Consider the following 15,540-nt stretch of genomic DNA (forward strand, 5'->3'; position numbering starts at 1 on the left):
TTTCGCACTCATTGCTTATGGATCAACTCGCGTTGAGCGTCGGACAATCGTCGTAGCGGGCGGCATCGATGAATGCGTCGGCACGTTCCGCGGCCTCATCCACGCCGAGCCCGGTGAGGTCGGAATTGTTCGCATTCTCCGCATTACTAACGATCTGACGCCGAGTCCAACCCTGGGCCAGGGCAGCGCATATCGTCTTTTCGGTCTGCTTTCTGTGGTTGGGCCAATCCGGTGCGAAGGTAACCGAGTCGGCGTCAGCCGTGGCGATTGTGTCAGGCATTGCGGCCATACCAATGAGCGGAATGATCAGCGACATTGCTGAAAGTAATTTCTTCATGGCCACGGACCGTACGGATGCCAGCAGAGAATCAGCTGTGCTGTGACTGTGTGGACCTTCTGCGATCTTCGTCGCCGCAATTCCGCAGCAGAATCAGCACAGCAAATTCCCAGAATCCGTCTCCTGCCGCGGTGAATTGCGCTGCCACAAAACGTAGTTCAGTTGAATAACAAATTCATCGTCGAACCGCTGCATCGGCGTCGGGGATTTGATTCGCGATGCGATTGAAAAATCCCGCGGCCGACGTCGGGCGGCGCCAGGCCCCGGCTTGCCTAGCGCCAAGTCGATCGTCGCGAGGCCCCGACACGTGAAGTTTCATTGTGTAGCTGCATATTTCGGTGTCGGGGTGAGTGGATATTGATCGGCCGACCGGTAGGTTGGGTGGCCCGGCTATCGACCCCGCTGATGGGCCGGCGGGCCAGTGCGAGACGGATGGCATAGACGAGGGAGCTGCCGGTGAACATGGCAGCGGTCAGTAGTAGCCAGCGGCCCAGGAAAACCTGCTGGGTTTCTCCGGTAGCGGCGACGTAGGTAGCTGAACCCTGCCTGATGATGCCGGGAAAGAACATCAGCAGCGTCAGGCCGGACCCCAACGCCGGGATGCGTACATAGTTGCGCGCAGGGACGCGTAGTTGGCCGCGAGTTCGACGTCGGCGCCGCCTGGTCGCGATGCCCAGGAGTCGGTCGGCGAGTGCATAGAGCGGGAACAACGCAAGATCGTGGAAGATGATGGCCCCGGCGAGCCAGACTGCGATGGACTGCCACCACGCTTGCGGGTTCCACAGTGTCGCCGGTCTGAAGGTGAACGCGATGTACCCGGCTAGCGCGAAGCCCGCAACCATGGTCAACAGGTGCAGCGGGTGCGAGCCGTAGAACCTGCGCAATCGAGCCAGAAGCACCGACATGTCAGGCGCCGCGGAAGTCAATGGAGCTGACCCATTTGGTGTTGTGCACGCCGGGGAGCGCCGGCACGATGATCCGCGCAGGGTAGCCATGATCAGGTGATAGGTCGACGCCGTTTACCCGTAGCGCCAACAGCGCATCCGGGTCGAGCACCTGATTTGCTTGCAGGACGGCGCGGCTGTAATCCCCGATCTGGTAGTCCACGACTTTCTGCATCGATTGCACGCGGGCAGACAGTGGCGCCGGCACGCCGGCTGCGGCGGCCAGGTCGGCTAGTCGCACCCCGCTCCAGGTCTGGACGGTGGACCAGCCTTGGACACAGCCGATTGGCAGCCGCGCCGTGTGCTGCGGCAGGGCGGCCAGCGCAGCACGGTCGAGCACGACCGGTGTCGGCCCGCCGGTTAATGTGAGCCGCCACGCGGGACCGGTTACCGTCGGGTCTATCCCGGCGGTACGGGCGGTCTTGTTGATCGGAAAATCGTTGGGGCCACGATCGCGGCTACGCCCGCGCGGCAACAACAACACGCTCTGGCGGGCGACGCCCCCGATGGTTTGTCCCACGGTCAGAGCGGCCACTCCCAGCGCGCTGGCGCCGACCAGTGCCAGCGCACCGCGTCGGCTCACCGTGGCCGCCGCCGGGTCATCGGCGACCAATCCGTCGGGGCCATTTGGCTCGGGCCGGGTATCGGCACGGCTGGTGCGCAATACTTTTCGCATCGACATCGACCGAAGCCCTCGCACCATCTTCGGAAGCTTGAGCGTGACGTGCATCAGGAAACCGGTGATGAATACCCACGCCCCGAAGTAGTGCGCGGTGTGCCAGGGAAACCAGAAGATGAAGTCGTACTGGATGAACAGGAGCCCGGTGGCGATCTCGAAGAGAAGTCCACCAACCAACATGACAAGCGAAATTCGTTCCAGCACTTGAGCTATCGAGCGGAGCGGCGGCCATGCGAACAATCGCGGGATTACCGACCACAACTTGGCAATCACCACCGGAACCAGCACCATGCCGAGCCCCACATGCACACCCTGGGTCAGCCGATACAGCCACGCCGGACGAGACGGCCAATTGAACGCCGGTAGCTTCAGCCAGCCCACGTGGGCGGGCATGGCCTGCCCGAATTGCGGCGCATAAGCGATGTACGACAAGAGCCCGGTGATTATCACGATCGGCAACCCGATCAGCAATACTGCCCCGAAGACCGATGTGAGCCACGGGCCGCGCAACGGACTTCGCCAACGCCGCCGCACGCTCACGCCGGGCACGGCGTGGCGATCCAGGCTGCGCCAGAGGCGAGCCGGAAAGCCATATCCTCCCGTTTCGCTGGGCATGTCAGGCTCGCGCGGTCTGTCGGTTTCCAGATCGGAAGATGTCATCAGCCGGCCCTAAAACGTGCGCAGTAGCGCGGTTCGACCCTTGATGTGCAGCTTCTCGATCGTTGAGGTGCGCAGTTCAACTATCCGACGAAGCATGTTGTCGCCCAGCGTGTTTAACTCGTCTTCGCTCATTTCTATCGGTGGTGGGCACAGATCACGCTCCTCTTCGGCTGCGTGGGCGTCCAAAACCATGACGAACGATTCCCATTCTTCTTGGTATCCGGCCGCCTCGGGTGGCGTCCTCAAGACGACGGCCAGTTGATCCAAGACCTGCCGATGCTCGGCATGCGCGATGGCCACCAGCTTGCTCGCGGCCTGCACTGCCGGATAGAACAAGTCATCCTCGATCCGCATGTGGATGTCCAACTCCACCAGCAGTTCGTCGAGGGAGTCCCGACGCTCCTCCCAGGTGGGTGGTATGGCTGTGATCTTCTTGCACAGTCCCCGCAGCGTGTTGTGATGGTCAAACAACACATCGAAGGCGTTCATCGGGCGACCGCCCCCTGAGAACCGTGCACCTCGACGATTCCGTCGCGGATTCGGGTCGGGTAAGTCGGCAATGATGCCGTGGCCGGCCCCTTCAGTACCTCGCCCGACTGACATTCGAATCGTGAACCGTGCCAAGGGCATACGACGCGGCCTCGATCGACCCAACCGTCCGACATCGGCGCGGCTAAATGCGGACAGTATTCGCCGACAGCCAGGACGTCGTCGCCGTCGCGATGCAAGACCACACCGACCCCGTCGATCTCCACCCGCCGCGGTTCGCCGTTCAGGGCCGCCACCGGCAACACCGGTGTCCAGTCCTCGAGCTCCAACCGGGGACCCGCGCGATCGACGCCAACACCAGACCCAAATACCAGCGCACCACCTAGGTAGCCGCTTCCCATGGTGAGGCCGTAACCCACTGCGGTTTCGGCCATTCCACGAAGCTGGCGGCCACGCCGACGGTCCCACCACGACAGCGAATACAGCACGGTCGCCACGACGTTCAACAGACCGTGGACGATCCCAACTCGGCGAGACTCGCCATGTGTGTGCTGCCAATCGGTCGCGCCGGTCGCCGCGGCACCTAGACTCCCGATGATCCCCACGCCAAGCGCATGCCTTGCCGCATCGCGCATCGCGGCGCGGTGGCCGGGTAGCAGGCTAACGGCGTCCAATGTCACCGCCGCCCCCACTGCGCCAGTGGGCAGGGCCGTCAACGCCGGATGCAGCGGATGACCCAACCATGTCCCGTGCAGAACGTTGCTGACGCGTTCTCGATGGCGACCCAAGGCCGCGAAGATAAAAGTGAGGGCATGTTCGAGCCGGTAACTTGGTCTATCCAGCCAATGCTGGCGCCCGAGAGCGGCTATTGCTTGAGGTCCGTATTTTCGTGCGCGTTGCGGTGCAGAACACGGTTGATCAATCACGGGATTCCTCCACAGGTTCTCCGTGTCGAAACCTGAAAATGTCGCGGCTGGCTGCTGAACCGCATCGAGGCAGGCTCGTCCCCGATACCGACCCAACGCGGTTGCCCGTAACCCGCGTCCCCGTAGAGAACACGGCGCGGCGTCGGCCTCGGTTCAAGCCGAGACTCTGACCTGCGTCGAACGTGGAGACCCGGTCGGGATTGAACTGACGACTGCTCGCCACGCGAGCGTTCGAGGGTGTTCGCGGCAGAGTCAAAAGTGGGCGTGGCCAGCGGGAACGCAACTGTGCGTGCTCGCCGCGATCCGCCGGTTTTGTCACCGTGTTGACCGGGGCTCGTGACACTCGCAAACTGGTTGATATGCGCAACCGTGAGGCGATCGACGCAGAATTGCGTCGCATCGCTCTTGTGCGCCAATCGCTCCGCGAGCAGGGCCGTCAACCGTCGTCCCGAGAGGCCGACCAACTGCTCGACGAGCTCCTGGCGCACAGCTCGGGGGCGTCTCCCACCGACGCGGTGAAAGTGTCTGACGCCGTTTACGTCCCCGACGCTTGGTCGCTGGCCAACACAACCCGCGCTACGCCTCGCCCCCGCAAGCGTGTGCCGCGCCGCTTGGGCCTTTTCGCGGCGTTGCCGCTATCTCTGGTAGCCGTCGCCGCCGCGGTGGTGGTGATGTTCGGGGTGCACCACCAGGATTCGTCGGCGCCGCCGACGGAAACCCCGCCGTCGGCCGCGCCGCCCAAGCCGGTTGCGCCGACAGCACCCACTCCGCGGATTGACATTGTCGACATGGCGTTCATCGAAACGTTGAAGCACGAAGGTGTACCGGTTCCCAGCCAGGAATACGTGATGACCCAGGGGCACGCGGTCTGCGACTTCCTGGCGCACCAACCCAATTTCGCCGATGCGGTCGGATTCGTGCAGCGCTCGTCGATATGGGACGCCAAACAAAGTGTCGACGTCACCGCGGGGGCCATCGTCTCGTACTGCCCTCAATCTGAACCTGTCAGCCCGGGCGACCTGCAGCCGGCGTATCAGAATGCTCTCTCTGATCTGCAGGCCGCCGAAGGAAAACTGAAAGGCATCCAAGGCGATCTGGAAGGGATCCAGGGAGGTCTCGACGACATCCCAGGGCACCCGTAACCCGGGTCAGCGCGCTCGCCCAGCTGGGCAATTACTGCGTGGAGCCTCCTGTCAGGATTGAACTGACGACCGCTCGCTTACAAGGCGAGTGCTCTACCACTGAGCTAAGGAGGCTGGGTAAATCGGCTGCAAGCTTAACGGCTCACGCGTCGCCGTCGATGATGCGTTGTGACGGCACCGGGCGTGACGGCGAGCGACGTGGTCGGCGACCGGGCAGCGGGATCCGGTCGGCGATATTGCTCAGCGGATTCACCACCATGGTGAGCGCCATGACCGCGTCCTGCAGGGTGGAAATGGCGGGCTCCAACGCCTCCATCCCCGGCGTCAGCCGGGCCAGGGTGTCGGCGACGTCGGCGAGTTGGTCGAGCGGACCATGTTTGGCGGTCAGCTTGTCGACCACACCGCCCTCGGAAAGCAGCCGGTCCGCCAACCCGTCCTCGGACAGCACTCGGTCGATCAACCCGTCCTCGGACAGCAGCTGATCGGCCAGCCCGCCCGGTTGCAGCGCCCGTTTTAGGCCACCGCCCTCCGCGGTCAAGCGATCGACCAGACCGTTCTCCGACATCAACAGATCGACCACCCCGCCCGGACGCAGCAAACGGTCGACCGGCCCATCGGGCGCCATGGCGCGTCCCAACGGCGCGTCGTCGTCCATCAGTCTGGCCAGCCGATTGGCGCGAATGATCGCATCGTCGATCCCCAGCATGGAGGTCATCGGGTTGGTACCGCCGGCGCCGCCGTCCCCCAGCGATCGCTTCGCCACCCCGACCGCCACGCTGGCGAGGTTCAGGCTCGCCTCTGCAGCGGCAAGGCCGACTCGCGCGGGCGCGGTCGCGACGGAAACCATGCTTCTGGCGAAGTCCATGACTTCGAGTCTAGGCACGACGCGCCCCAAAAAACCGGGTCCAGTCCAAGCCGATGCGATGATTCCTGGCAGACTGTTAGCAGACGATGCGCACCGAGCTCACAGTAACTACACAATAATTGCATAGGAAACGTTCAGGCAAGGGACGGATGTGACCAGATGACAGCGGCAACCCAAGGCGAAACCAGACCGGAGGCGCGTGTCCTCGTCGTTGACGACGAGGTCAATATCGTCGAACTGCTTTCCGTGAGTCTGAAGTTCCAGGGATTCGAGGTGGCCACCGCGACCAATGGAGCCCAAGCGCTGGACCGCGCCCGCGAAGCGCGGCCCGATGCGGTGATCCTCGACGTGATGATGCCCGGGATGGACGGCTTCGGGGTGCTGCGGCGGCTGCGCGCCGACGGCATCGATGCCCCGGCGTTGTTCCTGACCGCCCGCGACTCCCTGCAGGACAAGATCGCGGGCCTGACGCTGGGCGGCGACGACTACGTGACGAAGCCGTTCAGTCTGGAGGAGGTCGTCGCCCGGCTGCGGGTCATCCTGCGGCGCGCCGGCAAGGGCAGCGCCGAAACGCACAACGCCCGGCTCACGTTCGCCGACATCGAGCTGGACGAAGAGACCCACGAAGTGTGGAAGGCCGGCGACCCGGTGTCGTTGTCGCCCACCGAATTCACGCTGCTGCGCTACTTCGTGATCAACGCGGGGACGGTGCTGAGCAAGCCGAAAATCCTCGACCACGTGTGGCGCTACGACTTCGGCGGCGACGTCAATGTCGTCGAGTCCTATGTTTCGTATCTGCGTCGCAAGATCGATACTGGGGAGAAGCGGCTGCTGCACACCTTGCGCGGGGTGGGCTATGTTCTTCGGGAGCCGCGCTGAGCACGCGCTCAGCCACTCGGCGAAAGTAGCAATTGGTGGCGAAGAATACGGAAACGGCCACACAGGTTCGGCGGGGATTGCCCCTACGGGTGGGCTTGGTCGCGGCGACCCTGGTGTTGGTCGCCTGCGGTTTGGCGGCCTCGGGCATCATGGTCACGTCGATCCTGCGGCACAGTCTGGTCAGCCGGATCGACCAGACGCTGCTCGAGGCATCCCGCGGCTGGGCGCTGTCCCCGCGGCGGCAGTTGACGGCCTCGTCCTACGAAGGTCCGGATCCGGGCCGGCCCCCGTCGAAGTACTACGTGCGCGGCCTCGGTACCGACGGCAAACCTTTTACGGCCATCAATGACCGCAACGCCGAGCCGGCGCTACCGCCCGACAACGACGTGGGTCCCAATCCGACGACGCTGCCCTCGGTCAACGGCTCGGATATTCAATGGCGAGCGGTGTCGGTACGCGGACCGAACGGCCTGACTACCGTCGCGATCGACCTGTCCGATGTCCAGCACACGGTGCGGTCCCTGGTGTGGTTGCAGTTCGGCATCGGGGTGGCGGTGCTGGCGGTGGTCGGTATCGCCGGCTTCGCGGTGGTGCACCGCAGCCTGCGGCCGCTGCTCGAGGTCGAGCAAACCGCCGCCGCGATCGCGGCGGGGCAGCTGGATCGTCGTGTGCCAGAACGTGATCCCCGAACCGAGGTGGGCCGACTTTCGTTGGCGCTCAACGGAATGCTCACCCAGATTCAGCAAGCGCTCGCTTCCTCGGAGTCCTCGGCCGAGAAAGCCCGTGGCTCCGAGGACAGGATGCGTCGGTTTATCACCGACGCCAGCCACGAACTGCGCACCCCGCTCACCACCATTCGCGGCTTCGCGGAACTGTATCGGCAGGGCGCGGCCCGCGACGTGGCCATGCTGCTGTCGCGCATCGAAAGCGAAGCCAGCCGGATGGGCCTGCTGGTCGACGACCTGCTGCTGCTGGCACGGCTCGACGTGCAACGCCCGCTGGAACACCATCGCGTCGACTTGCTGGCGCTGGCCAGCGATGCCGTCCACGACGGGCAGGCGATCGATCCCAAGCGCGCGATCACGATGGAAATCCTCGACGGTCCCGGCACCCCCGAAGTGCTCGGGGACGAGCCCCGGATACGCCAAGTGCTGAGCAACCTGGTGGCCAACGCACTGCAACACACTCCGACCAGTGCCGACGTCATCCTTCGGGTTGGGACCGAGGGCGACGATGCGGTGATCGAAGTGTCCGACAAGGGTCCCGGTATGAGTCAGCAGGATGCGTCGCGGGTGTTCGAGCGGTTCTATCGCACCGACTCGTCGCGGGCCCGGGCCAGCGGCGGTACCGGACTGGGGCTGTCGATCGTCGGCTCGTTGGTCCAGGCACACGGCGGCGTGGTGACGGTGCGAACCGCGCCAGGGCAGGGCTGCTGCTTCCGCGTCACCCTGCCGCGCGTCAGCGATGTTCCCGTCCAGGTCGGCTGAGGTCTACGCCAGCTGCTCCAGCGCCGCCTTGATCCTGGCCTGCGCTTGATCGAGGGATTCCGGTGACGGGTTGCGGTCGACATTGGCGAAGCCGAAGTCGCTCAGGCTGCGGGTGGGGAACACGTGAACGTGCAAGTGCGGCACTTCCAGCCCCGCGATGATCAGGCCCGCGCGCTCGGCTCGGAACGCCTTGCACACGGCCTTGCCGATCAGCTGGCTCACCCCCATCACGCGGGCGAACGCCGGGTCGTCGACCTCTTGCCACTGATCGATCTCGGCGCGCGGCACCACCAGCGTGTGCCCCTGCGTCATCGGCTCAATCGTCAAGAATGCGACGACGTCGTCATCCTCGTAAACGAATCGGCCGGGTAGTTCACGGTTGATGATCTTGGTGAAGATCGACGCCATGGGCCAAGCATAGGTGCGCCGAAAATGTCACCACTCCGTGGTTGCCGCTCAGCCCTCCTGGCCGAACTCCATGACGTCGAGGTTCCAGTACCCGCGCATGTTGGTGATCAGTCCCGCCTCGTTGACCTTGTAGGTGAACACGCCGCGCACCTTGCTGGTCATGCCACCCTCAAACCTGCTCTGCAGCACCAGAATATGAGCAATCTCGTCGGGTGAACTGGACGGGAAGGTTTCCTCACAGGTGATGGTCAGCTGATTCGTGGCGATGTTGTTGTCGAAGAACGCGCCGACGGCTTCCTTGCCGCGTACACCGGTGCCGTCGGCGTTGGTGACCGACTTGCCGATTGGGTCTTCGATGACCACATCGTCGGTCATCAGCGCCAGCCAGCCGTCCCGGTCTTTGCCTTGCGCGCAGCGCCACGACGACTGCGACGCGGTCAGTGCCGGGGATTGGGTGGTTTGGGTCATAGTTCCAGCCCTCTTTACGGCAGTTGGCGCTCTGTTACCGGTCGGCGTCGGTGTAGCGGATGACGCCGCGAATGTTCTTGCCGTCCAGCATGTCCTGGTAGCCGTCGTTGATCTGCTCGAGCCGGTACTGGCGGGTGATCATGTCGTCCAGGTTGAGCTTGCCGGCCTTGTACATCGACAGCAGCTGCGGGATGTCGTACTGCGGGTTGCCGCCACCGAAGATGGTGCCCTGCAGGTTCTTCTGCATCAGGGTCAGCATCGCCAGGTTCAGGGTGACGTTGGTGTCCATCAGGCTGCCGATCGCGGTCAGCACGCAGGTGCCGCCCTTTTGGGTGATGTTGAGGTAGTTGTCGATGTCGGCACCGAGCAGCTCACCGACGGTGATCACCACTTTGTGGGCCATCAGGCCGTAGGTGACCTCGGCGATGCCCGCCATTGCGGCGAAGATGTCGGGGTAGACGTGGGTGGCGCCGAACTTCAGCGCCTGATCGCGCTTCCACTCCACCGGGTCGATCGCGAAGATGTAGCGGGCGCCGGCGTTAGCCGCACCCTGCAGGGCTGCCATGCCGACTCCGCCGACGCCGACGATGGCGACGTCCTGGCCCGGCCGGACGTCGGCCGTGCGGACCGCGGACCCGTAGCCGGTGGTGACGCCGCAACCAACCAGTGCGGCGACCTCGAACGGAACGGACGGGTCGATCTTCACCACGGAGCTGCGGTGCACGACCATGTAGGGCGAGAACGTCCCCAGCAACGTCATGGGGAAGACGTTTTGGCCGCGCGCCTGGATGCGGAAGGTGCCGTCGGATACCGCGGCACCACCCAGCAGCCCGGCGCCCAAATCGCAGAGGTTGCGCAGGCCGGCCTGACATGTCGGACAGGTCCCGCAGGACGGGATGAACGACAGCACCACGTGATCACCCGGGGCGATGTCTTCCACGCCAGGGCCGACTTCGGTGACGATGCCCGCGCCTTCGTGTCCACCGAGCACCGGGAAACCGGCCATCGGGATGCCGCCGGTGACCAGGTGATGGTCGGAGTGGCACATGCCCGCCGCTTCCATCTGGATCTTGACCTCGTCCTTGACGGGATCGCCGATCTCGATGTCCTCGATGGCCCACGGCTGGTTGAACTCCCAGATCAATGCACCTTTTGTCTTCACGATGGTCCTGACCCCATTTCGCCTTTGAATTGATCAGAGCTACCCGGCCCTTGATGCCGGGCAGCTTGGTGACGAGTGCCACAGGCACCCTCGTCGCGTCAGCATAGCGCGTGCAACAAATCAAACGCTTGGTTGGCTCCAGCTCACCAGATCGGAGCCGGCGCCTCCCCGAGCGGGTAATAGCCCGGTAGCTTCTCGCCGGCGATGCTGCGCTCGATCCGCTTCTGCATTCCGGTGCTCAGGTCGCCGGACTCGATCAGCGTGCCGAACATCTTCGCGACGTGACCGAAGTCGAAGAAGTCACGCTGCCACTCGATGAGCTGGTCGTCGTTGAGGCGGAACCAGCTGCCGCCGATGCCGTAGATCTCGTCCTGGGTGCCGTCGGTCTTGTTGACGATCTGCTTCCAGAAGCCGACGATTTCGCCCTGCTTCTCGTCGATGAGCACCTTCTGGTACTCGTAGACCCAGTTCTCCAGCCCTTCCATCTCCAGGCCGAGTGCGATGTCGCGGATCTCGTCGATGCCCACGCACATCACATCTTCCTTGGGGCCGATGTTCCAGCCGTACGTCGCGTCTTTGGTGTAGAAATCCCCCAGCGGCCGCCAGTCACCGGCCTTTTCGCAGTCCTTGTTGGCCTGCAGCCAGCGGTCGACCCATGCCTCGAGGTCCGCGCGTGAGTGTGACGACATTGTCAGTCTTCTTTCTTCTTGAGGATCAGTGCTTGGGTGGGACACATCTCGACGGCGTTCTGAACTTCGTCCATGGCGTCGTCTGGTGGTTCGGCGTTGAGGATCTCGACCTTTCCGCGCTTGGGCACCGAGAAATAGTCGGGGGCCTCCAGTTCGCACATGGCGTGGCCCTGGCAGAGATCGAGGTCGACTTCGACTCGATAACCCATCTGGACTCTCCTACGACGTGCGCTTGCGGTAGCGGACCTTGGCGGGCCGATCCAGCTGGACCACCATCTTCGAGTGGTCGTTGCGATAGGTGTCCGCGGGCTGTGCCATCTCGAACTCGTACTCGCGCAACAGAACCGAGAAGATTGCCTTGATCTGCATCGTGGCGAACGCGGCGCCCACGCACCGATGGCGTCCCGCGCCGAACGGAATCCACGTCCATCGGTTCGTGACGTCGGCCTGTTCGGGCTTGTCATACCGGCTCGGATTGAACGCGTCGGGCTCGGGGAAGTCTTCGGGGATTCGATTGGAGATCGCGGGGGAGGCCGCGACGAAGTCGCCCTTGTGGATTCCGAAGCCGCCGACCTCGAACTCGCCCTGCGCCACCCGCATCAGGATGATCAGCGGCGGGTGCAGCCGCAACGTCTCCTTGACGACATTGTCCAGCTTCGGAATCTGGCGCAGCGCATGGAAACTCACCTCCTGGCCGTCGGCATAGAGTACCTCGAGTTCGGCGAGCACCTCGGCGTAGGCCTCGGGGTGGCGGATCAGCTCGATCAGCGTCCACGAGGACGTCCCCGAGCTGGTGTGGTGGCCCGCGAACATCAGCGAGATGAACATGCCGGTGACTTCGTCGGCAGAGAAGCGCGGCTTACCCCCCTCGTCCTTTACCGACACGAGGATGTCGAGGAGGTCGCGGTCTTCCTTGCCCTGCGGCGGGTTGGCGATGCGGCCGTCCATGATCTCCTGAACCAGCGCAACGAGTTTCACGCGAGCCTCGTCGCGGCGCTGGAAGCTCTCGATCGGCAGATAGGGGTCCACGTAACACAATGGATCGGTGCCGCGTTCCAGTTCGTGGTAGTAGTGCGCGAACCGGCCGTCTAGCTGCTCGCGGAACTTCAACCCGATCAGGCACGCCGTCGAGGTGTAGATGGTCAACTCGGAGAAGAAATCGAGCAGCTCGATCTCGCCCTCGTCGCCCCAGTCGGCGATGATCTTCTTGACCTCGCCCTCGATGGTGACTGCGTGACCCTTCATCTGCTCGCCCCGCAGCGCCGAGTTGTGCAGCATCTCCTTGCGCCGCTCGGGGCTGGCGTCGAACACCACGCCCTTGCCGAAGATCGGCGTCATGAACGGGTAGGCCTCGGCCTGGTCGAGATCCTCGTCGGCGGAGCGGAAGAAGAACTCGTTCGCTTCCGCTCCCGATAGGAAGATGACGTGCTTGTCGACGAGCTGGAACCAGCCGACGTCGCCGCACTCCTCGCGGATGCGCTTCATCAAACCGATTGGGTCGGTGCGGAATTCCTCAAGATGGCCGTGCTCTTCCTCACCGCCGGAAACCCGGGGCACGATGGCTGTGGTCATTTGCTCACTCCTCACCGGCGCGCGTGCCGCGCGCCGCGTCGTCGTTTCGCGAAGTCATGACGGCATCCCCTCTTCGCCGAGTGCGAGCTTTTGGCGATCTTTGCTGTCGGCCAGCGGGGCTTCGGGCTGAAGCTCCATGTTCGCGATGTAGCCACCACGCGGTGTCTCGGCGACGAACGCGATCGCGCGTCCCAGGTCCGCCGCGCGCAGGAAGTAGTCGTGGCGGGCCTGGCCCCACTTGGCCCAGTCGTCTAGCGCGGGGCCGATCTTGTCAGCCGGCAGGCTCCAGCCCATTGACGTCTTCGTCGGGCCGGGATGCACGATCGAGGCCCGCACGCCGGTGCCCTCGAGCTCCATCTGGAAGTTGGTGACCATCGCGACGAGCGCCGCCTTGGCCGCACCGTAGGCGCCCATGTGCGGCCGCTGGCGCAGGGCCACGTCGGAGCCGACGAAGATGAGGTCGCCGCGCTGGCGGTCGAGCATGCCCGGCAGCACCGCGGTGGCCAATCGGTTAGCGCCGATCAGGTGGATCTGCATCTGCGAATCGAACTCATCGGTGGTGATCTCGGCGAGCTTGCCGAAATAGGTGTCGCCCGCGCCGGCCACCAGCACCTCGATGTCGCCGAGTGCGTCGACCGACTGCGCGACAAAGGATTTCACCGAGTTCGGGTCGGTGACGTCCAGGTGGAATCCGACCGCCTCGCCGCCGTCGGCGTTGATCTTGCCGACGATGTCGTCGAGTTTATCGACCCGGCGGGCGCCCAGGGCGACCGGGAAGCCGTGCGCCGCGAGCTCGATGGCGGTGGCCTCTCCGATGCCGGAGGAGGCGCCGGCCACGATTGCCGGCCGACGTTCGGGCAGGGGGGCAAAACGAGGCATCTAGGAGACCTCCAGCGTCATCGGTAGGCGTGCGAACCCGCGCACGTTACTGGAATGGACACGAACCGAGTTGGCCTCGTCGACCTCGTAGCCCTTGATTCGCTTGAATAGTTCGGTGAGCGCCACTCGAGCCTCCATCCTGGCCAGGTGGGCGCCCAGGCAGAAGTGCGCGCCGCTGCCGAAACTCAAGAGTTTAGGGCCGATTTCGCGCCCGATCATATAGTCGTCGGGGTTGTCGAACGCCCGCTCGTCGCGGTGTCCGGAACCGGGCAGCAGCAGCAGGATGTCCCCGTCGGGGATGGTGGTGTCGTAGAGCGTGAGCTCGCCGGCCACGGTGCGGGCCAGGATCTGGCTGGACGTGTCGTAGCGCAGGGTCTCCTCGACCCACGACGGCACCAGCTCGAGGTCGGCGTAGACTCCGGTGAGCTGATCGGGGTTCCGGTGGCCCCAAAATGCGGCGTTGGCAAGGAGTTTGGTGGTCGTTTCGTTGCCCGCGATCACCATCAGGAACATGAATCCGATGATTTCGTCGTCGGTCAGCCGATCGCCGTCGATCTCGGCTTCCAGCAGCGCGGTCGTCAGGTCATCGGTCGGCTGCTGGCGACGCTCGGCGACCATCTGCTGGTAGTAGACGATGAGGTTGATCGACGCCTCGACCGCCGCGGCCGGTACGTCGGTGACGCCCTCGTCGCGGTGCATCACGCCGTCCGCCCAGGCGCGCACCTCGTCGCGGTCCGGTTGCGGGACTCCCATCAATTCGGAGATGACATCCATCGGCAGCTTGCCGGCGAATTCGTCGACATAGTCGACCGCTCCGTCGGCCGCCTTCTCCAACATGATGTCCAAGTGCTGGTGCGCGATCTCGGTAACCCGCGGCTCGAGCTCACGAATCCGCCTGGGCGTGAACCCTTTCGACACCAGAGTGCGCAGCCGCAGGTGCGCCGGATCGTCCATCGCGAGGAAGCTCATCGTCTTGCTGGCATGCGGGCCGCGCGACGCCGGGTCCAGCGAGACGCCGAAGCGATTGGACAGCGTGGTGCTGTTGCGGAACCCCTGGTGCACATCGGCGTGCCGGGACAGGGCCCAGAAGCCCAGCTCCTCGTTGCGGTACAGCGGCGCCTCGTCGCGCAGTCGCTGGTAATACGGGTACGGATCTTCGTGGAAGTCGTAGTTGTATGGATCGAGGACCAGTTCGTGGTCTCCAACGTGGACGGTCATTGGGCTGTTGTCTCCTGGCTTGTCTCCCCGGTGCCGGGCAAGATGAGGCCCACCACATAGGCCAAGCGGTCGGCGATCTGGTGATAGGTGAATTGGCCGCTGCCGGCCTGTACCAAGGCGCCGAAGAACGTCATCTCGAGTGCGGACACCGTGTTGGGGTCGGCCCCGGGCCCGATGGCTGTCGCGATGCGCCGGTGTATCTCGGCGCCGATCCGGTCGCGTGCGGCGCCGACGGCAGGATCGGCACCGCCGCCGAGCAACGCGGTCGTGCAGGCCGCCCCGACTTCGGGTTCATCGGCGACCACCAGTGCCAGATGGCGCAACACCTTGTCCACCCGGGTCGGCATGGGGTCGTTGACGTCGGTGAAAAACGGAACTTGCTGGACCAGGTCCAGGTAGACCTCGGCGATCAAGTGGTTCTTCGACGAGAAGTAGGTGTAGGCGGTGGCCGGGGCGACTTTGGCGCGGGCCGCGACTGCGCGCACCGTCAGGTCGGCGTACGACTTCTCGCGCAGGGTATCGATGCCGGCCGCGAGCACCTTGCGAAAAGTCTCCTCCTGGCGCCGGTTGCGCGCCGGTTGACCGGTTTGTTGCTCGGCCTGGGATGTGATCGCAACCAGGGCATCGCTGGACACATGTCCAAGCTATCGGATGGACGCGACGCGAGGCAAGCCCGTTCGGCAAATATGCTGCTTAATACCCAGATTTGTCGCCCTCCGCGACTGCTTGCGAGATC

At 64.3% G+C, this 15,540-nt stretch carries 18 protein-coding genes and 1 tRNA gene; 3 read left to right on the top strand and 16 right to left on the bottom strand.

Annotated features, from left to right (window positions below; all coding sequences use genetic code 11):
- Nucleotides 1–22: 22 nt before the first annotated feature.
- The 5 genes from ACTXG5_RS09310 to ACTXG5_RS09330 form a co-directional block, all read right to left on the bottom strand.
- The gene (locus ACTXG5_RS09310) at nucleotides 23–337 is read right to left on the bottom strand and encodes a hypothetical protein (RefSeq protein WP_445164337.1); all 315 of its coding nucleotides are present in this window, start codon (nucleotides 335–337) and stop codon (nucleotides 23–25) included.
- 272 nt (nucleotides 338–609) lie between these two features.
- Nucleotides 610–1,242 (bottom strand): hypothetical protein, encoded by a 633-nt coding sequence (locus tag ACTXG5_RS09315; protein ID WP_445163390.1) that lies wholly within the window; start codon nucleotides 1,240–1,242, stop codon nucleotides 610–612.
- A gap of 1 nt (nucleotide 1,243) precedes the next feature.
- Nucleotides 1,244–2,575, bottom strand: a complete 1,332-nt coding sequence (locus ACTXG5_RS09320) for a molybdopterin-dependent oxidoreductase (protein ID WP_445164338.1) — start codon at nucleotides 2,573–2,575, stop codon at nucleotides 1,244–1,246.
- Nucleotides 2,576–2,629: 54 nt separating this feature from the next.
- Nucleotides 2,630–3,109: a hemerythrin domain-containing protein gene (locus ACTXG5_RS09325; RefSeq protein ID WP_445163391.1), complete on the bottom strand. Its 480-nt coding sequence runs from the start codon at nucleotides 3,107–3,109 to the stop codon at nucleotides 2,630–2,632.
- Nucleotides 3,106–4,035, bottom strand: a complete 930-nt coding sequence (locus ACTXG5_RS09330; protein ID WP_445163392.1) for a Rieske 2Fe-2S domain-containing protein — start codon at nucleotides 4,033–4,035, stop codon at nucleotides 3,106–3,108. Before ACTXG5_RS09330 ends, ACTXG5_RS09325 begins: the two co-directional genes overlap by 4 nt.
- Before the next feature lie 359 nt (nucleotides 4,036–4,394).
- On the opposite strand from ACTXG5_RS09330, the gene ACTXG5_RS09335 reads away from it, so the two are divergent.
- The gene (locus ACTXG5_RS09335; protein ID WP_445163393.1) at nucleotides 4,395–5,177 is read left to right on the top strand and encodes a DUF732 domain-containing protein; all 783 of its coding nucleotides are present in this window, start codon (nucleotides 4,395–4,397) and stop codon (nucleotides 5,175–5,177) included.
- Nucleotides 5,178–5,216: 39 nt separating this feature from the next.
- Here the strand turns inward: ACTXG5_RS09335 and ACTXG5_RS09340 are convergent.
- A tRNA-Thr gene (locus ACTXG5_RS09340) sits at nucleotides 5,217–5,291 on the bottom strand.
- Between the two features lie 28 nt (nucleotides 5,292–5,319).
- A complete protein-coding gene (locus ACTXG5_RS09345; protein ID WP_445163394.1) occupies nucleotides 5,320–6,042 on the bottom strand; it encodes a hypothetical protein in 723 nt (240 codons plus the stop codon).
- 159 nt (nucleotides 6,043–6,201) lie between these two features.
- On the opposite strand from ACTXG5_RS09345, the gene phoP reads away from it, so the two are divergent.
- Entirely contained in the window at nucleotides 6,202–6,921 is a 720-nt protein-coding gene (gene phoP / locus ACTXG5_RS09350; protein WP_445163395.1) for a two-component system response regulator PhoP, read from the top strand.
- A gap of 35 nt (nucleotides 6,922–6,956) precedes the next feature.
- Entirely contained in the window at nucleotides 6,957–8,408 is a 1,452-nt protein-coding gene (locus tag ACTXG5_RS09355; RefSeq protein ID WP_445163396.1) for a sensor histidine kinase, read from the top strand.
- Between the two features lie 3 nt (nucleotides 8,409–8,411).
- On the opposite strand, the gene ACTXG5_RS09360 is transcribed toward ACTXG5_RS09355, so the two are convergent.
- From ACTXG5_RS09360 to ACTXG5_RS09400, 9 genes are all read right to left on the bottom strand, one after another.
- A complete protein-coding gene (locus ACTXG5_RS09360; protein ID WP_445163397.1) occupies nucleotides 8,412–8,816 on the bottom strand; it encodes an HIT family protein in 405 nt (134 codons plus the stop codon).
- A 48-nt stretch (nucleotides 8,817–8,864) separates the two neighbouring features.
- Nucleotides 8,865–9,284: a ketosteroid isomerase family protein gene (locus tag ACTXG5_RS09365; RefSeq protein WP_445163398.1), complete on the bottom strand. Its 420-nt coding sequence runs from the start codon at nucleotides 9,282–9,284 to the stop codon at nucleotides 8,865–8,867.
- A 34-nt stretch (nucleotides 9,285–9,318) separates the two neighbouring features.
- Nucleotides 9,319–10,446 carry an NDMA-dependent alcohol dehydrogenase gene (locus tag ACTXG5_RS09370; protein WP_445163399.1) on the bottom strand — a complete coding sequence of 376 codons (1,128 nt, stop codon included), beginning with the start codon at nucleotides 10,444–10,446 and terminating at the stop codon, nucleotides 9,319–9,321.
- Between the two features lie 143 nt (nucleotides 10,447–10,589).
- Nucleotides 10,590–11,135, bottom strand: a complete 546-nt coding sequence (locus ACTXG5_RS09375) for a nuclear transport factor 2 family protein (protein ID WP_445163400.1) — start codon at nucleotides 11,133–11,135, stop codon at nucleotides 10,590–10,592.
- Between the two features lie 2 nt (nucleotides 11,136–11,137).
- Nucleotides 11,138–11,344, bottom strand: coding sequence for a ferredoxin (locus ACTXG5_RS09380; RefSeq protein WP_445163401.1), 207 nt, complete (start codon nucleotides 11,342–11,344; stop codon nucleotides 11,138–11,140).
- Nucleotides 11,345–11,354: 10 nt separating this feature from the next.
- Nucleotides 11,355–12,707 carry a cytochrome P450 gene (locus tag ACTXG5_RS09385; protein ID WP_445163402.1) on the bottom strand — a complete coding sequence of 451 codons (1,353 nt, stop codon included), beginning with the start codon at nucleotides 12,705–12,707 and terminating at the stop codon, nucleotides 11,355–11,357.
- A gap of 54 nt (nucleotides 12,708–12,761) precedes the next feature.
- Nucleotides 12,762–13,586 carry an SDR family oxidoreductase gene (locus tag ACTXG5_RS09390; protein ID WP_445163403.1) on the bottom strand — a complete coding sequence of 275 codons (825 nt, stop codon included), beginning with the start codon at nucleotides 13,584–13,586 and terminating at the stop codon, nucleotides 12,762–12,764.
- Nucleotides 13,587–14,804 carry a cytochrome P450 gene (locus tag ACTXG5_RS09395; protein ID WP_445163404.1) on the bottom strand — a complete coding sequence of 406 codons (1,218 nt, stop codon included), beginning with the start codon at nucleotides 14,802–14,804 and terminating at the stop codon, nucleotides 13,587–13,589.
- Entirely contained in the window at nucleotides 14,801–15,439 is a 639-nt protein-coding gene (locus tag ACTXG5_RS09400) for a TetR/AcrR family transcriptional regulator (RefSeq protein WP_445163405.1), read from the bottom strand. The genes ACTXG5_RS09395 and ACTXG5_RS09400 overlap by 4 nt, the downstream gene beginning before the upstream one ends.
- Between the last annotated feature and the right edge of the window lie 101 nt (nucleotides 15,440–15,540).

This window comes from Mycobacterium sp. Dal123C01, assembly GCF_052566995.1.

What these genes read in the sequence shown, in the direction of transcription:
- ACTXG5_RS09310 (WP_445164337.1), bottom strand. Translation starts at nt 337, where the DNA reads ATGAAGAAATTACTTTCAGCAATGTCGCTGATCATTCCGCTCATTGGT.
- ACTXG5_RS09315 (WP_445163390.1), bottom strand. Translation starts at nt 1,242, where the DNA reads ATGTCGGTGCTTCTGGCTCGATTGCGCAGGTTCTACGGCTCGCACCCG.
- ACTXG5_RS09320 (WP_445164338.1), bottom strand. Translation starts at nt 2,575, where the DNA reads ATGCCCAGCGAAACGGGAGGATATGGCTTTCCGGCTCGCCTCTGGCGC.
- ACTXG5_RS09325 (WP_445163391.1), bottom strand. Translation starts at nt 3,109, where the DNA reads ATGAACGCCTTCGATGTGTTGTTTGACCATCACAACACGCTGCGGGGA.
- ACTXG5_RS09335 (WP_445163393.1), top strand. Translation starts at nt 4,395, where the DNA reads ATGCGCAACCGTGAGGCGATCGACGCAGAATTGCGTCGCATCGCTCTT.
- ACTXG5_RS09345 (WP_445163394.1), bottom strand. Translation starts at nt 6,042, where the DNA reads ATGGACTTCGCCAGAAGCATGGTTTCCGTCGCGACCGCGCCCGCGCGA.
- phoP (WP_445163395.1), top strand. Translation starts at nt 6,202, where the DNA reads ATGACAGCGGCAACCCAAGGCGAAACCAGACCGGAGGCGCGTGTCCTC.
- ACTXG5_RS09360 (WP_445163397.1), bottom strand. Translation starts at nt 8,816, where the DNA reads ATGGCGTCGATCTTCACCAAGATCATCAACCGTGAACTACCCGGCCGA.
- ACTXG5_RS09365 (WP_445163398.1), bottom strand. Translation starts at nt 9,284, where the DNA reads ATGACCCAAACCACCCAATCCCCGGCACTGACCGCGTCGCAGTCGTCG.
- ACTXG5_RS09375 (WP_445163400.1), bottom strand. Translation starts at nt 11,135, where the DNA reads ATGTCGTCACACTCACGCGCGGACCTCGAGGCATGGGTCGACCGCTGG.
- ACTXG5_RS09380 (WP_445163401.1), bottom strand. Translation starts at nt 11,344, where the DNA reads ATGGGTTATCGAGTCGAAGTCGACCTCGATCTCTGCCAGGGCCACGCC.
- ACTXG5_RS09385 (WP_445163402.1), bottom strand. Translation starts at nt 12,707, where the DNA reads ATGACCACAGCCATCGTGCCCCGGGTTTCCGGCGGTGAGGAAGAGCAC.
- ACTXG5_RS09390 (WP_445163403.1), bottom strand. Translation starts at nt 13,586, where the DNA reads ATGCCTCGTTTTGCCCCCCTGCCCGAACGTCGGCCGGCAATCGTGGCC.
- ACTXG5_RS09395 (WP_445163404.1), bottom strand. Translation starts at nt 14,804, where the DNA reads ATGACCGTCCACGTTGGAGACCACGAACTGGTCCTCGATCCATACAAC.